We start from the raw sequence: 19,033 nt of genomic DNA on the forward strand, positions 1-19,033 counted from the left end.
ATTATCATTATTATCTGCGGTTAATAATGCCAGAGCACTGTATAAATTACCAGTAACCAATTGCAATTCATAAAAAATGCCCGCAATTGCGAGCATTTTATAGCCAACCTTCAAGAGACTTTTACGCGAGTGAGCGTAATAAGCCTTGGGTATTTTTTCGCATTGTGCGGGCTATCATCAAATAGCCCAAACATGCCACGAATAAGCCACCGACTGCTGGGCCAATCACCCAAATATGAGGGTGGAACTTACCTGCTAAATCGAACATTTGTTTTTGCACTATTAACAGAGCGATGTCACTGACAATGGCAGCGACTAAACCTGCAGTAACGCCTAATAGTAAAAACTCATATAAGGTGGCATTTTTAATTAAGCGCCCTTTCGCACCTAAAGTTCGCAAAATGACAATCTCTTGCATTCGCTCGCCTAAACTTGCTTGCACTTGCGAAATAAGTACTAAAGCGCCACAGGCAACCACAATCGCTAGTACAAAGCCAATCGCTAACGATACTTGCTCTATGGTTGAACGAATTTGTTTAATGAAACTCTCAACATCTATCACGTTAACCGTGGGGTATTGACGCATTAGCTCATTAAACTCTCGTTTTTTCTCTGCTTTTACATTCACTGATGAAATATAAGTAGCAGGAAAACTCGCAAGCACATCAGGGCTTAAAATAATAAAGAAGTTAGGTTTAAGTGTGGTCCAATTAACCTTACGTACACTGGTAATTTTTGCATCGAATGATTGTGCACCAATTAAGAAAGTAAGCGTATCGCCAATTTGTACATCAAGACGTTCAAGCATCGACTCTTCTAACGATGCCTCGGCTACTGAGTCTTCACTAAACCATGTACCGTCGATAAGTTCGTTTTGATTTGGTAAGTCTTTACGCCAAGTTAGGTTTAACTCACGGCCAATACCAGAGCGGGCTTCTTCATCTTTCTTTTCGTTGTCTTCTTGCGATACTTCGCGGGCAACCAACTCGCCATTAACAGCGTTTACACGGCCACGCACAACCGGATAGAAATCAGACGTTGGCATATCGTTTTGCGCTAAGAAGCTAGTTATAGGCTCTAACTCTTGCTCAGTAATGTTCACTAAAAATGAATTAGGGGCATTTTCAGGAAGCTGAGACTGCCAATCCGAAATCATGTCGTTCTTAAGTACAATTAAAAACAGTAATAGTTTTATGGCCAAAGCAAAGCTAATTAATTGTACCGCATTCACATTGGCACGCTTTTGAATTGACGCAATCGCCAATGACCAACTGTTACCAGGGCTTAAACCAAGTTTGCGGCCACCACCAAAAATAACCTTTGATAAACCAAATAACACGGCAATTAAAAATGCCGTCGAAAGGAACAAAATTGCACTAATTTTGAGGTTGTTACTAAATAACCACATCAGTAAAAACACAGTAAGCGCCGACATAGTAAGATGCACTTTACTTACCAATAAACGGTCGCCTAAGTTACGGCGAAGTACACGTAGCGGCGGAATATCAAATAAATCGAGTAGCGGTTTAATTGAAAACATAACCGCACAAATCACACCTGTGCTAATCGCAATGATCCAAGGTTTAGCCGATGCGCTCGGCAATGCTGTGCCCATGGTTTGTGCCAAATAATCCGTGGCAACCGCTTGTAAACCATAACCAATCAGTAAACCGACAATCACCGACATTGAACATACAAGGCTCAAATGTAATAAATAGATTTTACGGATCATAGCGCGGCTACCGCCAAGCGTTTTCATCATAGCAACTGGGTCGTACTGACGCTCACAATACCGTTTTGCCGATACCGCAATAGCAACAGCAGCTAAAATAATGCCAAGCAAACCAGCTAGCAATAAATAGCTTTCGGCACGATTTAAACTATTAGAAATAGGTGACTGGCGGTCTTTAACACCATACCAACGCTGGTTTTCTTTCATTTGTGGTTTTAACCACGCATAGAAGGTATCTAAATTGTCTTTGTCGCCAGCATAAAGTTGACGGTAAAACACCCGACTCCCCGGCTGAATTACCTCTGTAACAGCAATGTCTGCTTCATTAATTAAGATTCGTTGGCTGCTCGAAAACACATTAAACGGTGCATCTGGCTCTTCGGCTACAACATGACTAGCAGTAAACGTAGCAGCGCCAAGCTCTACTTTATCGCCCACTTTAATGTTTAGCGCATAAAACACAGATTCACTTAACCATACTTCACCACGGCTTGGGATCTCGGTTGTTACTTCTGGTTGGCCAGTCAGGCTAGTTTTAACTTTTAACTCGCCTTTTAACGGATAGGTGTTTGATACCGCTTTAACCGAACCAAGCTGCATTTCGTCACCGGCAAATAGCATGGTGTCGAAGTAAGTTATTTTAGCGGTGCGTAAGTTATCTTGGTTGGCTTTTTCTAAAAACTCAGCAGGTAAAGCATGGTTACTTGCTAAAACGCGATCAGCCGCAATAAAAGCACTGCTTTTTTCTTCAATACTTTGACCAATTCGATCGGTAACCATAGACAATGTTAAAACAGTGAGCACAGCTAAGGCTATTGCTGCACTGATCACTGTTAATTCGCCACGCTTAAACTCACGTGAAAACAGTTTTAGTGCTAATTTAGCCCACATTCGCTTGCACTCCTTCGCTTTCTTTTACAGTTACTAGCTGCCCTGCTTCAATATGTAAAATTTGCTGACACTTTTGTGCAAGCTGCTCATCATGGGTTACTAAAATGAGTGTTGTGCCGTGCTCTTTATTTAATTCAAATAATAAAGACTCAATTAACTTACCGTTTTTGCTATCAAGGTTCGCTGATGGTTCATCGGCAAATAAAATTTTCGGTGTGCCAATAAATGCACGAGCAATTGCTACACGTTGCTGCTCACCACCAGATAATTGCGATGGGTAATGACCCACGCGATGACTCAAACCTACTTTTTCAAGTAGCTCAAGTGCTTGTTGTTTAGCGTCTTTACTACCCGCAAGTTCAGCAGGAAGCATTACGTTTTCAAGGGCTGTTAAGCTTTGTACAAGCATGAAAGACTGAAATACAAAACCTACTTTTTCAGCGCGAAGTGCTGCGCGTGCTTCTTCATCTAATTCGTGTAATGCGGCTCCGTCTAAATGGATACTGCCGCCCGTTGATTGGTCAAGGCCTGCTAATAAACTTAATAAAGTAGACTTCCCCGAACCTGAGGTGCCTACCACGGCAACTGAGTCGCCCGACTTGACATTAAAGCTGATGTCACTGAGGATGGTCAGGTCGCCCTCAACCGTGGTGACCGTTTTAGAAAGTCCTTTAACTTGAATGATGTTTAATTGAGAAAGCGCTGACATATGATGCATCCAATCCTACGTTTTATATTCGTTTTACTGTTAGTAATCAAACCACTTACGGCAGCAGCTGACAACACAATTTTAATTCTAGGTGACAGTTTAAGCGCCGCTTACGGACTTAAACAAGAGCAAGGCTGGGTTAAATTGTTACAAGATAAGTACGATGAAAAAGACCAATCTGTATACCTAGTAAACGCCAGTATTAGCGGTGAAACCACAGGCGGTGCCCTAAGACGACTCGACGCGTTACTGAGCGAATTTGAACCCACTCATGTACTCATTGAGCTTGGCGGAAACGATGGTTTAAGAGGTTTCCCTATTAAACGCCTGCAAGCTAACCTACGTGATTTAATAACAAAAAGCCAACAAATCGGGGCGAAAACCGCCGTAATGGAAGTGCAAATTCCACCTAACTATGGCCCGCGTTATACCAAACTTTTCACCGATAGCTTTAAAACCATTGCCGATGAAACAGATTCTGAGCTCATGCCCTTTTTCATGCTAAGTATTGCAGGCCGTCCAGAACTTATGCAAAACGATAACCTGCACCCTAATGCCGATGCTCAGCCATTAATACGCGACTTTATGTACAAAACGATCAACGATTGGCTAGATTAACCTCTAGCCCATTGATTTAATGTGGATTACCTGAACAATAAACAAGCAATCAAACTGCGGGGATATTGATTTTTATAAAAAAAGCCGTACTATGGCTTGCAACGTCGGCATATAGCGCAGCTTGGTAGCGCACTGTCATGGGGTGTCAGGGGTCGCAGGTTCAAATCCTGCTATGCCGACCATTTTTCTACACTCTATTCAATAAGTTACTTAACTTACCAGCTTAATTTATCGCACTTTAAACATACATTCCTTTATTTATATCGCACATTTATCGCACCATATTAAGCTAAACTTATTTTCTCATTTTTTGGGGTATTAGGTGTTGATTGGAGGGATATATAGTAAGACAGCTAATGGCACCTCAGTTAGCCTTATAAGTTTTCACTTGCCACCGATACGATGGAGTGACGAATTAAAACAGTGTTCCAATTGTTCATAAATCATCAGATTTTTTTCAATATAGTCGTTCACCATTTCAATGAAGCTTTCAATTTCTTCTTTGTCATATGGTATCACAATAATTTTGGTGATCACCCTATGATTGATTTCGTTTAACCATTTGATCCTATCGAGCTTTTCGCTGAGATCCAATTCCTTATCCCACAAATAAACACGAACAGACACAGTTAATGAGTGAGCTAACATTCGAAAAAAGTCGCATCTTTCACTGTCAGATAGCGATTCTATTTTATCGATGAAACTATTGAGCTTAATACCAATCTCCTTTTGAGAACAGCGCCATTACTATTAGGCGCATAAATGCTTGGCTACATCAACAAAGGAGAAGCAAACGCCGACTGTTTTCTCCTTTTTTAATTTCTTGTTATGTTTGAAAATCACTAATATATGTTTTTTGATTTCATAATAGAATTGCCGAATCCAAAACAGCAACCTTTTTAAAAGGTCAAAAGGGATCACTACCAATTACGAGTAACGCAAATTCAGAGTTTTTAGTGAAATAGCGAGTTGCTATAGTAAGTATTTTAAAATAAACATCACAGCATTCGCTCTTTTAACAAATGCTGTGTAATTGACCTAGTTACCTTCACTTTTTAGAAGATAATGCCGCTTCTCTAGCTAGTGAAGTGATCTCATTAGTCAAAGCATCATCAAACGAAAATGAATAGACTCTCCAACCTTGCTTTACTTTAAAAAATTGAAACTCATAACGTAAAGGTTGTCTATCATAAGTCACTAAATAGGTAACATGCACAAAGTTGTCACCTACAAAATAGGTGTCTATTTTGCCTACGTTGTTTATCTCTCCAACGAGTCCTTCAAGAGCATTCAATTGAGTTTTAACATTTTTAACTTGATCAGGAATTGAAGATACGTATTTGTTCGTTTTGTAAATCGAATCTACGGCTTCATTTACCTTACCAGATTGGTAAAGCTTAAAAAAATCATCAATTTCAGATTGATAATCTGATGCTAAAGAATTGAAAGATAATAATGTCGCTATTAAAAACACTGATAACTTCATATTTGGTAATATTCCTTTAGTTATGAAACCCAAAATGGGTATATAAGCTTGAATAGAATTCGCTAAAACGATTTCCTAGCCAACTTTAAACAACCTTCTTATTGTTATTTTTTAGCTTACAGTTCTTATCCTTAAAGAGAAAGTTATAATTGTTTATCTTTAAAGTGTGTTGCATTGATAGTTGTACAATAATTCCTTGCGCGTTATCTTAAAGAATTATGAAAAACATTGCTCTTTAAGTTATTCCATTTGAAGCAATTTACAGATTAAATCAAAACTTCTTTAAATGGATTTCTTAATATCTAAAACGTCAATAACGTTGAAAAGCTATACACTAATTTACCATCAACAGCCTCATGATCTTTAGCTACAAATTGTGCTGTCCAGCCTTTGTTATCACTTGAAACTAAACCTGAAGAATGCAACTGACAAAAGAGTTGCTCTAAAAATAATGATTGGTAACTAATTAAGAGCTCTTCCAACTCAGGTTTACTTTTTGAAACTGGAATATTTATTTTTGCGTTGTAAATAGCGTCAATGGGTTTTGGTTTATAAGCATTGAATTTAGTATATAAATCAGGATTTTGATTGATAAATGAATCGAGTTCATCTTGCTCGGCTTGTTGCAAATGATAAACAAATGTTGAATCACAGCATTCTGTTGCAAAGGATCGCTCATAAGAGTCATTTACAAAGCGTGAAGAGAAAACAACAGTTCTAGGTTTGTTAGTTTGACTTTGAATATCAAAATCATTGATTTCTAGAATTCGATGAACTCTCCATATTCCTGAACCATAGCTTCTGACCCAATCTCCGACCTTAATATTATTGTCCATACTTTCCTTGATGCCTAACGCCGTGATAAACGGAACAAAATAGCAGGCTACAATTTAGAGCGTACACGGCCTGATGATTTGTGTTCGATTTAATTACCTTGTTAAGGTTATAAAGCACCTTTTTTGATTGAGTGTGCTTCAAGTTCTTTTGCTATTAAATCTCGATCTATATCTTTAGGTAATAAAAATGTAATTTCACTATCATCTGTAAACTTAAAAACTATGCCGTCAACAATAAAAGTATACGAAGATATCAGCTCCCAAGGTATCGAAGTTATATTATCTGCTTTGATTCTAATAAGACCTTTGGGGCCGGAATCAATTTTAACTGGTGACAGCCACCTGATCGTATACATGCCCCAAGCTAAAATGAAACCTCCTACAGGCGCAATCCAAATAGTTTTAACCAGATGATTGATAAAGTCATCTTTTGTCAACAGACTTACAACTGCCAAAAAAACGAAAAACAACGTCCAAATAAGGTAGCTGATTAATACCCCCTTTGAAATGAGGCTATATCTTTCTTGATTTTGGATTGATTTAACCCAAGGTTCAGTCCACTTCATTGCTTGATTGTAACCCTAACGCCGTATAGAGGGCGGATAAATCTTGGCTAAAATTAGCGACAAAGGAGCGCAAGCCAAGCTTTTTGCGTCCTTTTCATAATTATTTAGTTAGGTTTTGCTTAGCGCATTACCGTAATTTATACCAAGTAAGACTTTGTTAACTGTATCTTGAAACGAGCCACCGAAATATAATTGCTCATCTGGATCTGTAAAGATATAAAAGTTATTAAATTCATCGACAACTATTTGCATGTGATCTCGATGGGCTGAGGCAACAGAGAAGAGGCTATTTATGTTAGTCCAATATTTATCAAACTCTTTGACTAAATCAAAAGTTTTAGAGTAAAAACAAATTTCACTCGCTGAAAAGTCTCGACCTGGAGCGACTTCACCTACGGTTAGACCTCCGTATTCTTTTAGAACTCTTATTGCGTTTTTGTATGCTGGCTTAAATAAATCCAAAACATTAGTTTGTACTTTTACATTTCTTCCTTCATACCAACCAGAGTCGTCAAACAATTTCTGAATATATTGCTCGGTGTCCATTAAAAGCCTAACATGTTTATAGCAAGCAAATCGGGTGTTTTTCTACCACTGTATCGCTCGCTTTTCTGAATGACTCATTTGTAACAAACTTCTTAAGTAATTGCCAATACTACTAAAATGCAGGAGCTTTAGCTTTTGTCTCAGAACAAAAACAAGCGATTGGATCGTTTTCGTGACTATGCAAGCACTTTACTTTGATGAAATAAAAAAGCAATTGTGAACAGACGAAGGGCGGCTCTATAAAAGAAAGGCCTTGGTAACACCCAGTTAGGGGCTGATTAATGTTTGGCTAAAATGCAAAGGTAGCGAAACCGACCAAGCTTTAGCAGTCCCATACTTAAACAGCTTGTTAGGTTTTCTTATACACATAGAACCTAAATATCATTGCTTGGGACAATGCAGTCAGCGCAAATAATACAGAATCCTGACTTTGAACAAAATACAACGTTAAGCTTACTAGAATACTAACTACCATATAGATCTTGAAGGAAGCATTTGCATATTTACAAATTACCCAATGAACAGGAAAGCCGACACATAGCCACCCGACCAACGATACAAGTAAATAGACACTTAAAAAAAGTAAACTTGATACAAATAAGCCAGTAATATCACTAGCGGTTGTAGGTAGTGAACCCATAACCAAAGTTATTACGATTATTCCTAAGGCTACCCATGACAGGCTTTTGATAATTGCGCTATCCAAGCTTCCTAAGTTCACCACTCCTCCATTAAAACATAACGCTCGATTAACGGGTTAAAAATAGTGGGCTAAAATAGAGCGAAGAGCCCGCTGTTTTTAATCCCTGTTTAATTGCTTGTTAGCTGTACTTACATTAGAAATATGGCCAAGGGCATAAAAGTAAAAAAAGCTAACAACATTAATGTGCTAACCCAAACTTTGAGCTTTGTTGAAGTGCAATTGTTTAAGTTGATAAACCAATCTTCAGCTTTTTTGTAACGAAGTTCATGTTTTACTGCGACATGAAACAAAGCAGTTGTAGAAAAGAAAAACGCTACAATAACAACCTCATAAAGATTGGAGTCTAATCTGATTCCAAATGGGTTATTGATGGCAATGTAGATAATGCTTTGTAAGACAATGCTCAACCAAAATGCGCAAGTCATAATAGGAAAGAATCTCTCCCCTGCATCGTGGTTTAATATGTACTTGACAATAACATGCCATTTACACAAAACGTACATCTAACTCCCTGTACAGCTTACAGCGTATTACCGAGAATTCCCGTTAACACTTAATGTGTCAATTTCCAGAATTATCAAAATACGATTTTTATTAATTTAATTATTAATAACTTACACATAGCCTAAAGGAATTACAATTGTTTAGAATCCCATATAACCGAGAATTTACTTATTCGAGAGTAGGGAAAATTACATTTCGAGAACATGCATGAAAAATAGCATTAAAATTAGTAACTTAAATTTCTATGAAAGTTTTAACGAGAAGCCAATTATTTAACATAACGAGAATTGATTATTTGTTCATTAACACTTTGAATATCTGCTTCTCTAAAAGCAGCCATAAGTGGGTTTACCCTAACTTGTTTTGGAGCAGAATAAGTTACCCCAAACTCCCGTTTTATTATTTTTCACTCTGTGCTTCAAAATCCTTAAAAATACTACCCACATTCACTTTTGCGCCTAGCTTTGCAGCGATTAAAAACAGGCCTGCTAGTTTTCTGTGAACGAACAAGGCATCTACCGGTGGTGCGTGCCAATGTTCTGATGCGGTGCTCATTTTTAGGCCGAGTTCTTTAATGCGTTTTGGTAAGTCGCTATTTGCAAAGTCATACTCACCTTGATGGCGCAGTGGCTCGCAGGCGAGAAGAAATATATCAACGACATTATCTATATATTCTTGAGCAAGCCCTTGTTGAAAATAGCCAATTTGCTGTGCTGCTGTTGCCACACCTGCTCTGTCGTTATTATACGCGGCAGATAATAGCTGTAAGTAACCATCACTAATATGCTGAGGTAGTTCACGGGTGGCACCAAAATCTAAAAGCACTAGGCGTTGATTGTCGATTTGATATTGATAATTGGCAAAGTTTGGATCTGTTTGAACTAGTTTAAAGCTAAATAATTCACGTAAAAATAGGCTGAGTAACTGTTCAACCGCTTTATTACGTAGCGCTTGCTCTGTATTTGCCAGTTCATCGAGTTCTTGCCCTGTATTTGCCAGTTCATCGAGTTCTTGCCCTTCAACAAAACTCATGACTAATACTTGAGAAGAACTAAGCGAATCTACCACATTAGGAATAAGGTAATTGTCGTCACCTTTTAAACACTCGCTGTAGCGTTTTAAATAATTAGCTTCTAATTCGTAGTCTGCTTCGTTTATAAGCTGTTGTTTTGCTTCATCGATAAGAGGCTGTATTTCTACCTCTTTAGGTAATAAGCCACTGAGCTTAAGAAGGTAAGCTAAGTTATCAACATCACTGGCAATGCCTTTTGCAATACCTGGGTATTGCACTTTAACTGCTAACTTTTCGCCCGATTCTCGATAAGCAATATGCACTTGCCCTATTGATGCCGCAGCAAATGGTCTGAGTTCAAAATGCGATAATTGCTCTAACCACGCATCACCCCAATGCTCACGCATTACTTTAACTAGCTGCTTTTGCGGCATAGGTGTCGCTTCTGCACGCAGCCTTGCTAAAATTGCAGATAGCTCAGGAGTGAGTAATTCACCGCTATCCATAGATAACAGCTGGCCCAATTTCATTGCTGCGCCACGCAAATTTGCAAGCTGTTCGGCAAAGCGCTGAATATTTTTAGGCTGTAACAATAACTCTTGTCGTGATGTTTGCTTGCCAGTTGCCCATGCTTTTGTGCCTTCAAACAACATATTACCTGCGACTTTACCAGCTAAAGAGCCAAGCCGAGCAGCGCGTGAAAACCGTGATGTTGGCACTGACTTTTGTTTATTACTCATATTGCTTCACACTATTAACTTTATGCTTTGAATACGTTGATTGCTCGCGTTTAGATCCACTTTGGCTTTTACTGTCTACAGTCTTTTCGCCAAAAGTAAAAAGCCGCATGGTTTCCAGATGCGGCTATTTATTTAGATTAACAACTTAATAAATCGTTTTATTGAGTGTTACTGCTTACCAGACATCAACTGTTCCATCAGTTGGCTAAAGTCAAAGCTCGCTGCTTTTTGCAGTGGTGGATATTCAGTCAATGACTTAATGTGTTCACCAAGTAGATGTTGCACAGGCTCATTTAGCCATTGCTTAGCTTGCACAATGTCTGAACGGTCTGTTAGGCCATCAAAGCTTTCAAACGGGTCCATACGTAAGTTATAGATGATCGGGAACTTTTGCTTCTCATACTGAGCGTAATAGTTTTCGCTCGTTTCGAAATGAAGTTTCCACTGCTTATAACGCACAGCCTTGATGCTTGATTCGTAATAATAAAGGAAACTATCACGCGCACTTTCGTCTGTTTTACCTAACCAATAATCTAAGTTGTTTACACCATCAATCGGTTGCTTATGCTCTTTAAGGGCTTTTTTCGCGATATTTGGTTCACCCGCTGCTGCTGCAAGGGTTGTGTAAATATCCATGTGCGATTGAATACCCGTTAGTATCGTATTTGCAGGGACTTTACCTGGCCAACGAACAATCATTGGTACGCGTACGCCGCCTTCGTAAGTTGTCATCTTTTCACCACGGAAAGGTGTTGTACCGCCGTGTAATCGAGCGCTGTGCTCTGGACCATTATCTGTTGAGTAAATAACGATAGTGTTATCAAGTACACCCATATCATCTAGCGCAGCCATTAACTCACCCACTTGCTGGTCATGTTCAATTAGGCCACTGCCGTATAAATCATGCTCTGTGGTGTACTCTTCAGCTAAATAACGACTTTCGTCACTTAAACGCGTATACATGTGCATACGACTTGGGTTAAACCAAACAAAGAAAGGTTTATCAGCTTTTTTTGCACGCTTGATAAAATCTAGGCTCGCAGCCATAAACTCTTTATCTACGTTTTTCATACGTTCGCGAGAAAGCTGGCCGGTATCTTCAATTTTTTGTTTACCCACTTTACCAAAACGTGGATCAACAGTTTTATCATCTACATTAGTTGCGTAAGTATGTAAAACACCTCGCGTACCATACTTTTTGAAAATTCAGGGTCTTTTGGATAATCACGTTGCTCGAATTCTTCTTGCGTATTTAAGTGATATAAGTTTCCAAAAAATTCATCAAAACCATGAACGGTTGGTAAGTGCTCATTGCGATCACCTAAGTGGTTTTTACCAAATTGACCTGTAGCGTAACCTTGCTCTTTAAGAACCTCAGCAAGGGTATAAGAGCCCGCTTTTAAACCAAGCTCTGCACCTGGTCTGCCAACAGTTGTCATGCCACTACGGATTGGGTACTGGCCGGTAATAAGGGCAGCGCGACCAGCAGTGCATGATGGTTGTGCATAGTGATCGGTAAACATTGCGCCTTCGTGGGCGAGTTTATCGATGTTTGGCGTTTTGTAACCCATGGTACCTAGGCCATATGCACTGACGTTTTGCCAGCCTACATCATCGGGGAATATTATGAGGATATTGGGCTTATCTTTAGCAAAAGCGACAGAGCTTGCTAAATACAAAGCAGCAGATGCTACGGCGAGTAGTTTTTTCATAACAGCAGTCCTTCGTGTATTGTAATAAAATACTATGTGATTTAGTTTTAAAACTGATAGTACCTATTTTTAGTTTACTAAACATACTGCTTACCGCAATTAATTATTATCAAAAAATAAAAAAAAACCGCATGGTTTCCCAATGCGGTTTCATAAAATGACTAAAAATTAAGCCTATTTAATTACTTCTAAGCCACCCATGTAAGGGCGTAATACTTCTGGTACAACAATTGAGCCATCAGCTTGTTGGTAGTTCTCTAAGATTGCTACAAGGGTACGACCAACCGCTAAGCCTGAACCATTTAGTGTATGAAGTAGCTCTGGCTTTTTCTCGCCTTGACGACGGAAACGCGCTTGCATACGACGTGCTTGGAAATCAACCATGTTTGAACATGATGAGATTTCACGATAAGTGTTTTGTGCAGGTAACCATACTTCTAAATCGTAAGTTTTTGCGGCACCAAAGCCCATATCACCCGTACATAAAATCACTTTACGGTATGGAAGTTCTAATGCTTGTAAGATTTGCTCAGCGTGACCTGTTAGCTCTTCTAGCGCTTGCATTGAATCTTCTGGTTTTACTAGTTGTACTAATTCAACTTTGTCGAATTGGTGCTGACGAATAAGACCACGTGTATCACGGCCATAGCTACCCGCTTCACTACGGAAACAAGGCGTATGCGCTGTTAAACGAATTGGTAAGTCGCTTTCGTCGTAAATTTCGTCACGAGCACTGTTCGTAAGTGGTACTTCAGCTGTAGGAATTAAGCTAAAACCTGGTTGTTGCTGACCGTCGTCATCCACTAAACCTAAGGTGTGGAATAAGTCACCAGCAAACTTAGGTAATTGACTTGTGCCGTATAAGCTTGCGCTATTAACTAGGTAAGGCACATACATTTCTGTGTAGCCGTTTTTCTCTGTGTGCGTATCAAGCATGAACTGCGTAAGAGCACGGTGCATACGTGCAACTTGACCGCGCATAACGGTAAAACGTGCACCACTGATTTTAACGCCCATTTCAAAGTCTAGGCCGTTTACGTCTTGACCAACATCAACGTGATCTTTTACTTCAAAGTCGTATGACTTAGGCGTACCCCAGGTTGAGATTTCAACGTTTTGATCTTCGTCTTCACCTACTGGAACAGACTCATCAGGTAGGTTCGGAATAGCAAGTGCAATTTGCTTAAGCTCTTCTAACACTGCATCTTGCTCTGCTTTAACGCTGTCTAGTTGATCGCCAAGATTACTAACTGAATCAAGCAGCTGTTGTGCTTTTTCGTGCTCGCCTTTCGCTTTTGCTTGGCCGATAGCTTTGGAACTTGCATTACGCTCGCTTTGAAGTTCTTGCGTTTTTACTTGTAATGTTTTGCGTTTTTCTTCAAGTGCAGTTACCGCTGCAGTATCAAGTTCGTAACCGCGTGATGCTAAACGTGCAGCCGCTTGTTCGATATCTTGACGTAAATATTTAGAATCTAACATGTTCGATTTTTAACCTTTTTGCATTACCAGCTGAAGGCCCAGCCAAGCCATAAATATACACACCACCACGTTTAAGGTGATATTGAGGGCCATTTTAAAAAAGTGACCTTGTTGCAAGAGCAACAACGAATCCATTGAGAATGTTGAAAAGGTGGTCAATGCACCTAAAAAGCCAATACCAATTAAGGTTTTAGCGGGGCTAACAGCGATTATTTCTTTTTCAATCAAGCCGTATAAAATGCCCATTAACAATGAACCAAGAATATTAACTGTCAACGTGCCAAAAGGGAATCCCCTACCGAGGAGTTTTAGCATGGTTTCGCTAAGAAAATAGCGTAAACATGCCCCTGAAGCGCCACCCATTGCAATCATCATGTAAAGTTTCAAACTATTCATAACGTTTAATATCACTTTGCTCGTTGCGCTGAGTTAAATAGTCCAGCTTTTGTTTTATTTTTTGTTCAAGCCCGCGGTCGGTTGGGAAGTAATACTGGCGATCATTAATTGCCTCAGGGAAATACTTTTCGCCTGCTGCAAATGCACCTTCCTCATTATGTGCATACCGATATTCAGCGCCATAACCTAAGTCTTTCATTAAGCTAGTTGGTGCATTGCGTAGATGCTCTGGCACCGGATGGCTCGGCTCATTTTTAGCATCTTGCATAGCTTGATTAAATGCCATATAAACTGCGTTACTTTTCGGGGCACTGGCTAAATAAATGGTGGCTTGTGCAATAGCGCGCTCACCTTCACTTGGGCCAACACGTTGAAAAATATCCCACGCATTGAGTGCAACTTCCATTGCTCGCGGGTCTGCATTGCCAATATCTTCTGTAGCAATCGCTAATAAGCGCCTAGCCACATAAAGTGGGTCGCCGCCCCCTGCTAAAATACGGCAGTACCAATATAAGGCGCCATCAGGTGAACTACCTCGCACTGACTTATGAAACGCTGAAATCAAGTCGTAAAACTCATCACCGCCTTTGTCGTACTTGGCTAAGTGTGTTGGCAGCACTTGGCTTAAAACATGTTGGTCAACAAGGTATTTACCCTGCTGCTCCGAGGTTAAATCAACAGCTTGTTCTAACAGGTTAAGCACTTTACGCGCATCGCCATCACTTGCTTGGCAAAGCGCTTGTTTAGCGTTTTCGGCAATTTCAATGTGTTTTTGGCTGAGCTCTACGTCTTCACGTAAGGCGCGTTCAATTACGTTAAATAAATCGGCTTGCTCAAGTGCTTTTAAAACATACACACGGGCACGAGACAATATCGCGTTATTAAGTGCAAATGATGGGTTTTCGGTGGTCGCGCCAACAAAAATAAAAGTACCATCTTCAATATGTGGTAAAAATGCATCTTGCTGAGATTTATTAAAGCGATGCACTTCGTCAACAAACAATAAGGTGCGCTGCCCTCGACCAGCAAGATTTGCTTTTGCTTCGCTTACGGCCTCACGAATATCTTTTACACCTGCTGTGACTGCCGACATTTGAATAAGGCTGGCATCGGCATGGTTTGCAATAATCTGCGCTAAGGTGGTTTTACCAACGCCTGGCGGCCCCCACAAAATGAGGCTGTGGCATCGACCAGCAAGAATGGCTTGGTAAAGAGGTTTATCGGGGCTTAAAAGGTGCTGCTGACCTATGTAGTCATTGAGTGTTTCTGGTCGCATGCGCGCCGCAAGTGGGCGCACATCAGGACCAAAATTAAATCCGAGATTACTCAAGCCTTAATCACCTTGGCTTTGGTCGTCAACTTCAACGCCTTCTGGAATGGTAAATTCAAAGGTTTGAGTTGCAAGTGCTTCGTTTACTTTAGCATCTTTAAAGGTAAATAAAGACTGCTGACCAGAGGTATCTAATACTGTCAGTGATGCTAGGCCTTGCTCTTTAGCATTAAAGCTAATATCTAACTTTTCAACTTGGCTCTCAACGCCTTTGTTTGGCGTGACACTAAAGCCTGCATCAGTTGCCACAACTTGGTATTTAGCCCACTGCTCTGGATCTTTTGAGGTCAACAATACAAACGGTGTTGAATCAATCAGGCTGTGGGTATTCATAATCGTTACTTGCTCAGCAAAGCTGTCGAAGTAATACGTTTTGTCGCCATTTGATACAAACAAGGTATCGTCTGGGCTTTGCTGTTGCCAGCGGATCATCATAGGTTGCTGAAGAGCAATATTCCCCTCACCTTGCATGATAGCTTCGCCTTGCGAATCGGTCACTTGTTGTGAAAACTCTGCTTTAAAACTTTTAATCGCAGCCAGTTGTTGTTGCAACGCTTCGCTGTCGTCTGCAAAACTTTGACCGCTTAATAAACAACCCATAATTAGGGCTAGGTATTTAATTTTTTTCATTAATTTGCTCCACCATTTGGCACTAAGACTTCGCGGGCACCGTTGTGTCCTGGTGCGCTAACAATGCCTGATGTTTCCATTTGTTCAACTAAGCGTGCTGCGCGGTTATAACCTACACGAAGCTTACGCTGTACACTCGATACCGACACTTTGCCGGTTTCAATTACAAATGATACTGCTTCATCGTAAAGCGGATCTGACTCTTCATCACCGTCTTCACTGGTTTCTCCTGGTAGTAAAATTTCTTCTGTAGCGTCGCCACTTAAAATTTCATCAATATAATTTGGTTTGCCACGTTTTTTCCAATCGTCTACAACCGCATGTACTTCGTGGTCGTCAACAAACGCGCCATGCACACGCACTGGTACACTAGTACCCGGCGGTAAGTAAAGCATGTCACCCATACCAAGTAAGTTTTCAGCACCTTGCTGATCTAAAATGGTACGCGAGTCAATTTTACTTGAAACTTGGAACGCCATACGGGTTGGAATATTCGCTTTAATCAAACCTGTAATTACGTCAACCGATGGGCGCTGTGTTGCTAGCACTAAGTGAATACCTGCAGCACGGGCTTTTTGCGCGATACGTGCAATAAGCTCTTCCACTTTTTTACCCACGATCATCATCATGTCGGCAAATTCGTCAATGACCACCACAATACTTGGCAGTTTATCTAGCTCTTCAGGGCCATCGGCCATGCCATCGGTGTCTTTAAACAGTGGATCTAGAATCGGTTGACCCGCTTCTTTGGCATCCAACACTTTTTGGTTGTAACCTTTTAAGTTACGTACCCCAAGTGCCGACATTAGCTTATAACGACGTTCCATTTCGCCTACACACCAACGCAATGCATTGGCTGCTTCTTTCATGTCGGTAACAACTTCACATAATAAATGTGGGATGCCTTCGTACACAGAAAGTTCAAGCATTTTCGGGTCGATCATGATCATACGAACATCATCAGGGCCCGATTTGTACAGTAAGCTTAATATCATTACATTAACGCCCACTGACTTACCTGAACCTGTGGTACCCGCAACAAGTAAATGTGGCATTTTGCCAAGGTCAGCGCATACCGGCTCGCCAGCAATGTCTTTACCTAACACCATAGTCAGTGGTGATGGATTTGATTCGAACTTAGGCGCGTTAATAACTTCACTTAAACGCACTATTTCACGGTGTTTGTTTGGCAGCTCTAAACCAACATAGGTTTTACCCGGAATAACTTCTACTACACGCACGCTTACAGCAGACAGTGAACGCGCTAAATCTTTCGCTAGGCCAGTGATTTTAGCGACTTTAATACCCGGCGCTAAATCAAGCTCAAAGCGCGTTACAACCGGACCTGGATACACACCCACAACCGCAGCTTGAATGTTAAAATCAAGTAATTTGGTTTCAACTAAACGCGAAATACCATCAAGCTCTTCTTGCGATAATGGGTTTTTCGCTTTATCTGGGCGGTCTAATAAATCAAGTGATGGTAACGGGTTTGTAGGCGGCTGCTCTTCCAGCAGTGCTTCAAATTTTTCTTTTGCCGTTGGCGGTGGCTCATATGCAGGTTTTGGTTTAGGCATAGGGCGCGCAGGCGAAACAACCGTTGTGACAGGTTTTTCTGGCTCAACAACTGGGCTCTGATCAAGCGCATTTAGTGCCGATACGGTATCGAATGATTCATCATCAAGGGCACTAAAACCAATTTCTTGGTCAAGAATATCGTCTAGTTCATCAAAGCCTTTAAAGTCATCATCGGCTTTTTCTGCAGGCTTTTGCTTAGCCTTAGTAGGTTTTGGTTCTTCTTCATCTGCATCATTAAAGCTTATAGCTGGCTCGTTTTCTGGCTCTACAAAGTTAGCGTCTGGCTCTGTAGTAGCAATATCTTTAACGGCTTCTTTTTCACGATGTAACCAAGCAGAAAATTGCTCACGTAAAAAGTAAAATGCTTTCATTACCCACTTGCCGACAAAATCGACAAATTGCACCCACGAAATACCGGTTAATAGGGTTAAACCAGCAAAGAAAAAACACAGTAATAAAATTGAGGTGCCGGTAAAATTAAAGGTAGGCATCATTGCTGTCGCAATAACATCCCCCACTACCCCACCAGATGAGAAGTTATAAATATCGTCAAAATTAATGCTGCTGATTGCCGTCGCTGAAGTAATAAACAGCGCAAAACCAATAACACGTAAGGCAAGCGTGGTGTAATCTAGCTGGAAAATACGGTGTGGCTGTTTAAACAATAAATAACCGAACAATTGAATGGCAACAGGCACTAAATAAGCAAGCCAGCCAAAAGTGAGTAATAGGATATCTGCAACCCAAGCTCCCGCTGTGCCGGTAATATTCTTAACATTAACAAATTCACCGGTTTGCGACCATGAAGGGTCCGCAGGATCAAAACTGATTAATGCACATAAAATAAATACTGCAGCAAAGGTGCTGATGATTAGCCCCGTTTCTAACAGTCTTTGAACACCATTTAGGCGCATAGCTCCCTATTCCTTATTATTCTTTACTGATCGATTAGCAGTGAAATACCTTAGCAGGAAATGCCGTTTGATGCACTTTATCTTAGCCTTGATGGACTGATAATGAACAAGTTTTTGTTACTCAATATGTATTTTAACAGTTTAGGCAATATATGGGCGAATAATGACCCCTTCTTCACCTTTTACTTCTTCCATTACCACATAAGTTCGGCTTTCACTGACATTTGGTAGTTTTAGTAGAATATCACCCAGTACATTGCGGTATTCCGACATATCATTTACCCGCGTTTTTAATAAAAAGTCGAAATTACCCGATACTAGATGGCACTCAATTATTTCGTCGTGCTTTTTAACTGCAGCGTTAAACTCTTCGAAAACATCTGGTGAGGTTTTAGTGATGGTTACTTCTACATAAACCGACAAACCTTGGCCAAGTTTAGCAGGATCCACTACTGCTTTATATCCGAGTATATAACCCTCTCTTTCGAGCTTTTTTACCCGCTCCAAACAAGGGGTGGCACTTAGCCCTACACGCCTTGCCAGCTCTACGTTAGAGATCCGACCATCGAGCTGTAATTCCATTAAAATTTTACGGTCTATTCTGTCGAGTAATTGATGCATAAGCCAAACCAGAGTTTTGCACTGTTTAAA

16 protein-coding genes and 1 tRNA gene are annotated in these 19,033 nt (G+C 40.4%); 2 read left to right on the forward strand and 15 right to left on the reverse strand.

The window, feature by feature from the left end; translation table 11 throughout:
- Positions 1–121 precede the first annotated feature (121 nt).
- Both WA256_RS12650 and WA256_RS12655 read right to left on the reverse strand, forming a co-directional pair.
- Positions 122–2,623 carry an ABC transporter permease gene (locus WA256_RS12650; protein WP_130166298.1) on the reverse strand — a complete coding sequence of 834 codons (2,502 nt, stop codon included), beginning with the start codon at positions 2,621–2,623 and terminating at the stop codon, positions 122–124.
- The gene (locus WA256_RS12655) at positions 2,613–3,332 is read right to left on the reverse strand and encodes an ABC transporter ATP-binding protein (RefSeq protein WP_054561283.1); all 720 of its coding nucleotides are present in this window, start codon (positions 3,330–3,332) and stop codon (positions 2,613–2,615) included. The genes WA256_RS12650 and WA256_RS12655 overlap by 11 nt, the downstream gene beginning before the upstream one ends.
- On the opposite strand from WA256_RS12655, the gene WA256_RS12660 reads away from it, so the two are divergent.
- Together WA256_RS12660 and WA256_RS12665 are read left to right on the forward strand one after the other, a co-directional pair.
- Complete coding sequence (locus WA256_RS12660; protein ID WP_062565175.1) at positions 3,333–3,950, forward strand: arylesterase; 618 nt, start codon at positions 3,333–3,335, stop codon at positions 3,948–3,950.
- A 105-nt stretch (positions 3,951–4,055) separates the two neighbouring features.
- Positions 4,056–4,132: transfer RNA gene (locus tag WA256_RS12665), tRNA-Pro, on the forward strand.
- Between the two features lie 866 nt (positions 4,133–4,998).
- Here WA256_RS12665 and WA256_RS12670 read toward each other — a convergent pair.
- The 13 genes from WA256_RS12670 to lrp form a co-directional block, all read right to left on the reverse strand.
- Positions 4,999–5,436 (reverse strand): hypothetical protein, encoded by a 438-nt coding sequence (locus WA256_RS12670; protein WP_105174293.1) that lies wholly within the window; start codon positions 5,434–5,436, stop codon positions 4,999–5,001.
- A 302-nt stretch (positions 5,437–5,738) separates the two neighbouring features.
- On the reverse strand, positions 5,739–6,272 hold the full coding sequence (locus WA256_RS12675) for a hypothetical protein (protein WP_253108685.1): 534 nt from the start codon (positions 6,270–6,272) through the stop codon (positions 5,739–5,741).
- Between the two features lie 107 nt (positions 6,273–6,379).
- Entirely contained in the window at positions 6,380–6,838 is a 459-nt protein-coding gene (locus WA256_RS12680; protein ID WP_138519632.1) for a hypothetical protein, read from the reverse strand.
- A gap of 108 nt (positions 6,839–6,946) precedes the next feature.
- Positions 6,947–7,384, reverse strand: coding sequence for an SUKH-3 domain-containing protein (locus WA256_RS12685; RefSeq protein WP_138519633.1), 438 nt, complete (start codon positions 7,382–7,384; stop codon positions 6,947–6,949).
- A gap of 1,606 nt (positions 7,385–8,990) precedes the next feature.
- Complete coding sequence (locus tag WA256_RS12690; protein WP_138519635.1) at positions 8,991–10,343, reverse strand: ABC1 kinase family protein; 1,353 nt, start codon at positions 10,341–10,343, stop codon at positions 8,991–8,993.
- A 168-nt stretch (positions 10,344–10,511) separates the two neighbouring features.
- Positions 10,512–11,462, reverse strand: a complete 951-nt coding sequence (locus WA256_RS12695; RefSeq protein ID WP_335991935.1) for a sulfatase-like hydrolase/transferase — start codon at positions 11,460–11,462, stop codon at positions 10,512–10,514.
- A gap of 32 nt (positions 11,463–11,494) precedes the next feature.
- The gene (locus tag WA256_RS12700; protein WP_335991937.1) at positions 11,495–12,055 is read right to left on the reverse strand and encodes a sulfatase-like hydrolase/transferase; all 561 of its coding nucleotides are present in this window, start codon (positions 12,053–12,055) and stop codon (positions 11,495–11,497) included.
- 174 nt (positions 12,056–12,229) lie between these two features.
- The gene (serS, locus tag WA256_RS12705) at positions 12,230–13,534 is read right to left on the reverse strand and encodes a serine--tRNA ligase (protein ID WP_054561278.1); all 1,305 of its coding nucleotides are present in this window, start codon (positions 13,532–13,534) and stop codon (positions 12,230–12,232) included.
- A gap of 9 nt (positions 13,535–13,543) precedes the next feature.
- Entirely contained in the window at positions 13,544–13,930 is a 387-nt protein-coding gene (gene crcB / locus WA256_RS12710) for a fluoride efflux transporter CrcB (protein WP_082389253.1), read from the reverse strand.
- Positions 13,923–15,260: a replication-associated recombination protein A gene (locus WA256_RS12715; RefSeq protein WP_138519637.1), complete on the reverse strand. Its 1,338-nt coding sequence runs from the start codon at positions 15,258–15,260 to the stop codon at positions 13,923–13,925. Before WA256_RS12715 ends, crcB begins: the two co-directional genes overlap by 8 nt.
- Before the next feature lie 3 nt (positions 15,261–15,263).
- Positions 15,264–15,890: an outer membrane lipoprotein chaperone LolA gene (gene lolA, locus WA256_RS12720; RefSeq protein WP_062565165.1), complete on the reverse strand. Its 627-nt coding sequence runs from the start codon at positions 15,888–15,890 to the stop codon at positions 15,264–15,266.
- Positions 15,890–18,382 (reverse strand): DNA translocase FtsK, encoded by a 2,493-nt coding sequence (locus tag WA256_RS12725; RefSeq protein ID WP_138519638.1) that lies wholly within the window; start codon positions 18,380–18,382, stop codon positions 15,890–15,892. The genes lolA and WA256_RS12725 overlap by 1 nt, the downstream gene beginning before the upstream one ends.
- 141 nt (positions 18,383–18,523) lie before the next feature.
- Positions 18,524–19,003 (reverse strand): leucine-responsive transcriptional regulator Lrp, encoded by a 480-nt coding sequence (lrp, locus tag WA256_RS12730; RefSeq protein ID WP_054552971.1) that lies wholly within the window; start codon positions 19,001–19,003, stop codon positions 18,524–18,526.
- Positions 19,004–19,033 lie beyond the last annotated feature (30 nt).

This window comes from Pseudoalteromonas sp. CH_XMU1449-3, from assembly GCF_037027245.1.
In the GTDB taxonomy this organism is placed as follows: domain Bacteria; phylum Pseudomonadota; class Gammaproteobacteria; order Enterobacterales; family Alteromonadaceae; genus Pseudoalteromonas; species Pseudoalteromonas shioyasakiensis.

Bases quoted from the DNA above. Each gene is read 5' to 3' on its own strand.
- WA256_RS12650 (WP_130166298.1), bottom strand. From the start codon at position 2,623: ATGTGGGCTAAATTAGCACTAAAACTGTTTTCACGTGAGTTTAAGCGT.
- WA256_RS12655 (WP_054561283.1), bottom strand. From the start codon at position 3,332: ATGTCAGCGCTTTCTCAATTAAACATCATTCAAGTTAAAGGACTTTCT.
- WA256_RS12660 (WP_062565175.1), top strand. From the start codon at position 3,333: ATGATGCATCCAATCCTACGTTTTATATTCGTTTTACTGTTAGTAATC.
- WA256_RS12670 (WP_105174293.1), bottom strand. From the start codon at position 5,436: ATGAAGTTATCAGTGTTTTTAATAGCGACATTATTATCTTTCAATTCT.
- WA256_RS12675 (WP_253108685.1), bottom strand. From the start codon at position 6,272: ATGGACAATAATATTAAGGTCGGAGATTGGGTCAGAAGCTATGGTTCA.
- WA256_RS12680 (WP_138519632.1), bottom strand. From the start codon at position 6,838: ATGAAGTGGACTGAACCTTGGGTTAAATCAATCCAAAATCAAGAAAGA.
- WA256_RS12685 (WP_138519633.1), bottom strand. From the start codon at position 7,384: ATGGACACCGAGCAATATATTCAGAAATTGTTTGACGACTCTGGTTGG.
- WA256_RS12690 (WP_138519635.1), bottom strand. From the start codon at position 10,343: ATGAGTAATAAACAAAAGTCAGTGCCAACATCACGGTTTTCACGCGCT.
- WA256_RS12700 (WP_335991937.1), bottom strand. From the start codon at position 12,055: ATGAAAAAACTACTCGCCGTAGCATCTGCTGCTTTGTATTTAGCAAGC.
- serS (WP_054561278.1), bottom strand. From the start codon at position 13,534: ATGTTAGATTCTAAATATTTACGTCAAGATATCGAACAAGCGGCTGCA.
- crcB (WP_082389253.1), bottom strand. From the start codon at position 13,930: ATGAATAGTTTGAAACTTTACATGATGATTGCAATGGGTGGCGCTTCA.
- lolA (WP_062565165.1), bottom strand. From the start codon at position 15,890: ATGAAAAAAATTAAATACCTAGCCCTAATTATGGGTTGTTTATTAAGC.
- WA256_RS12725 (WP_138519638.1), bottom strand. From the start codon at position 18,382: ATGCGCCTAAATGGTGTTCAAAGACTGTTAGAAACGGGGCTAATCATC.
- lrp (WP_054552971.1), bottom strand. From the start codon at position 19,003: ATGCATCAATTACTCGACAGAATAGACCGTAAAATTTTAATGGAATTA.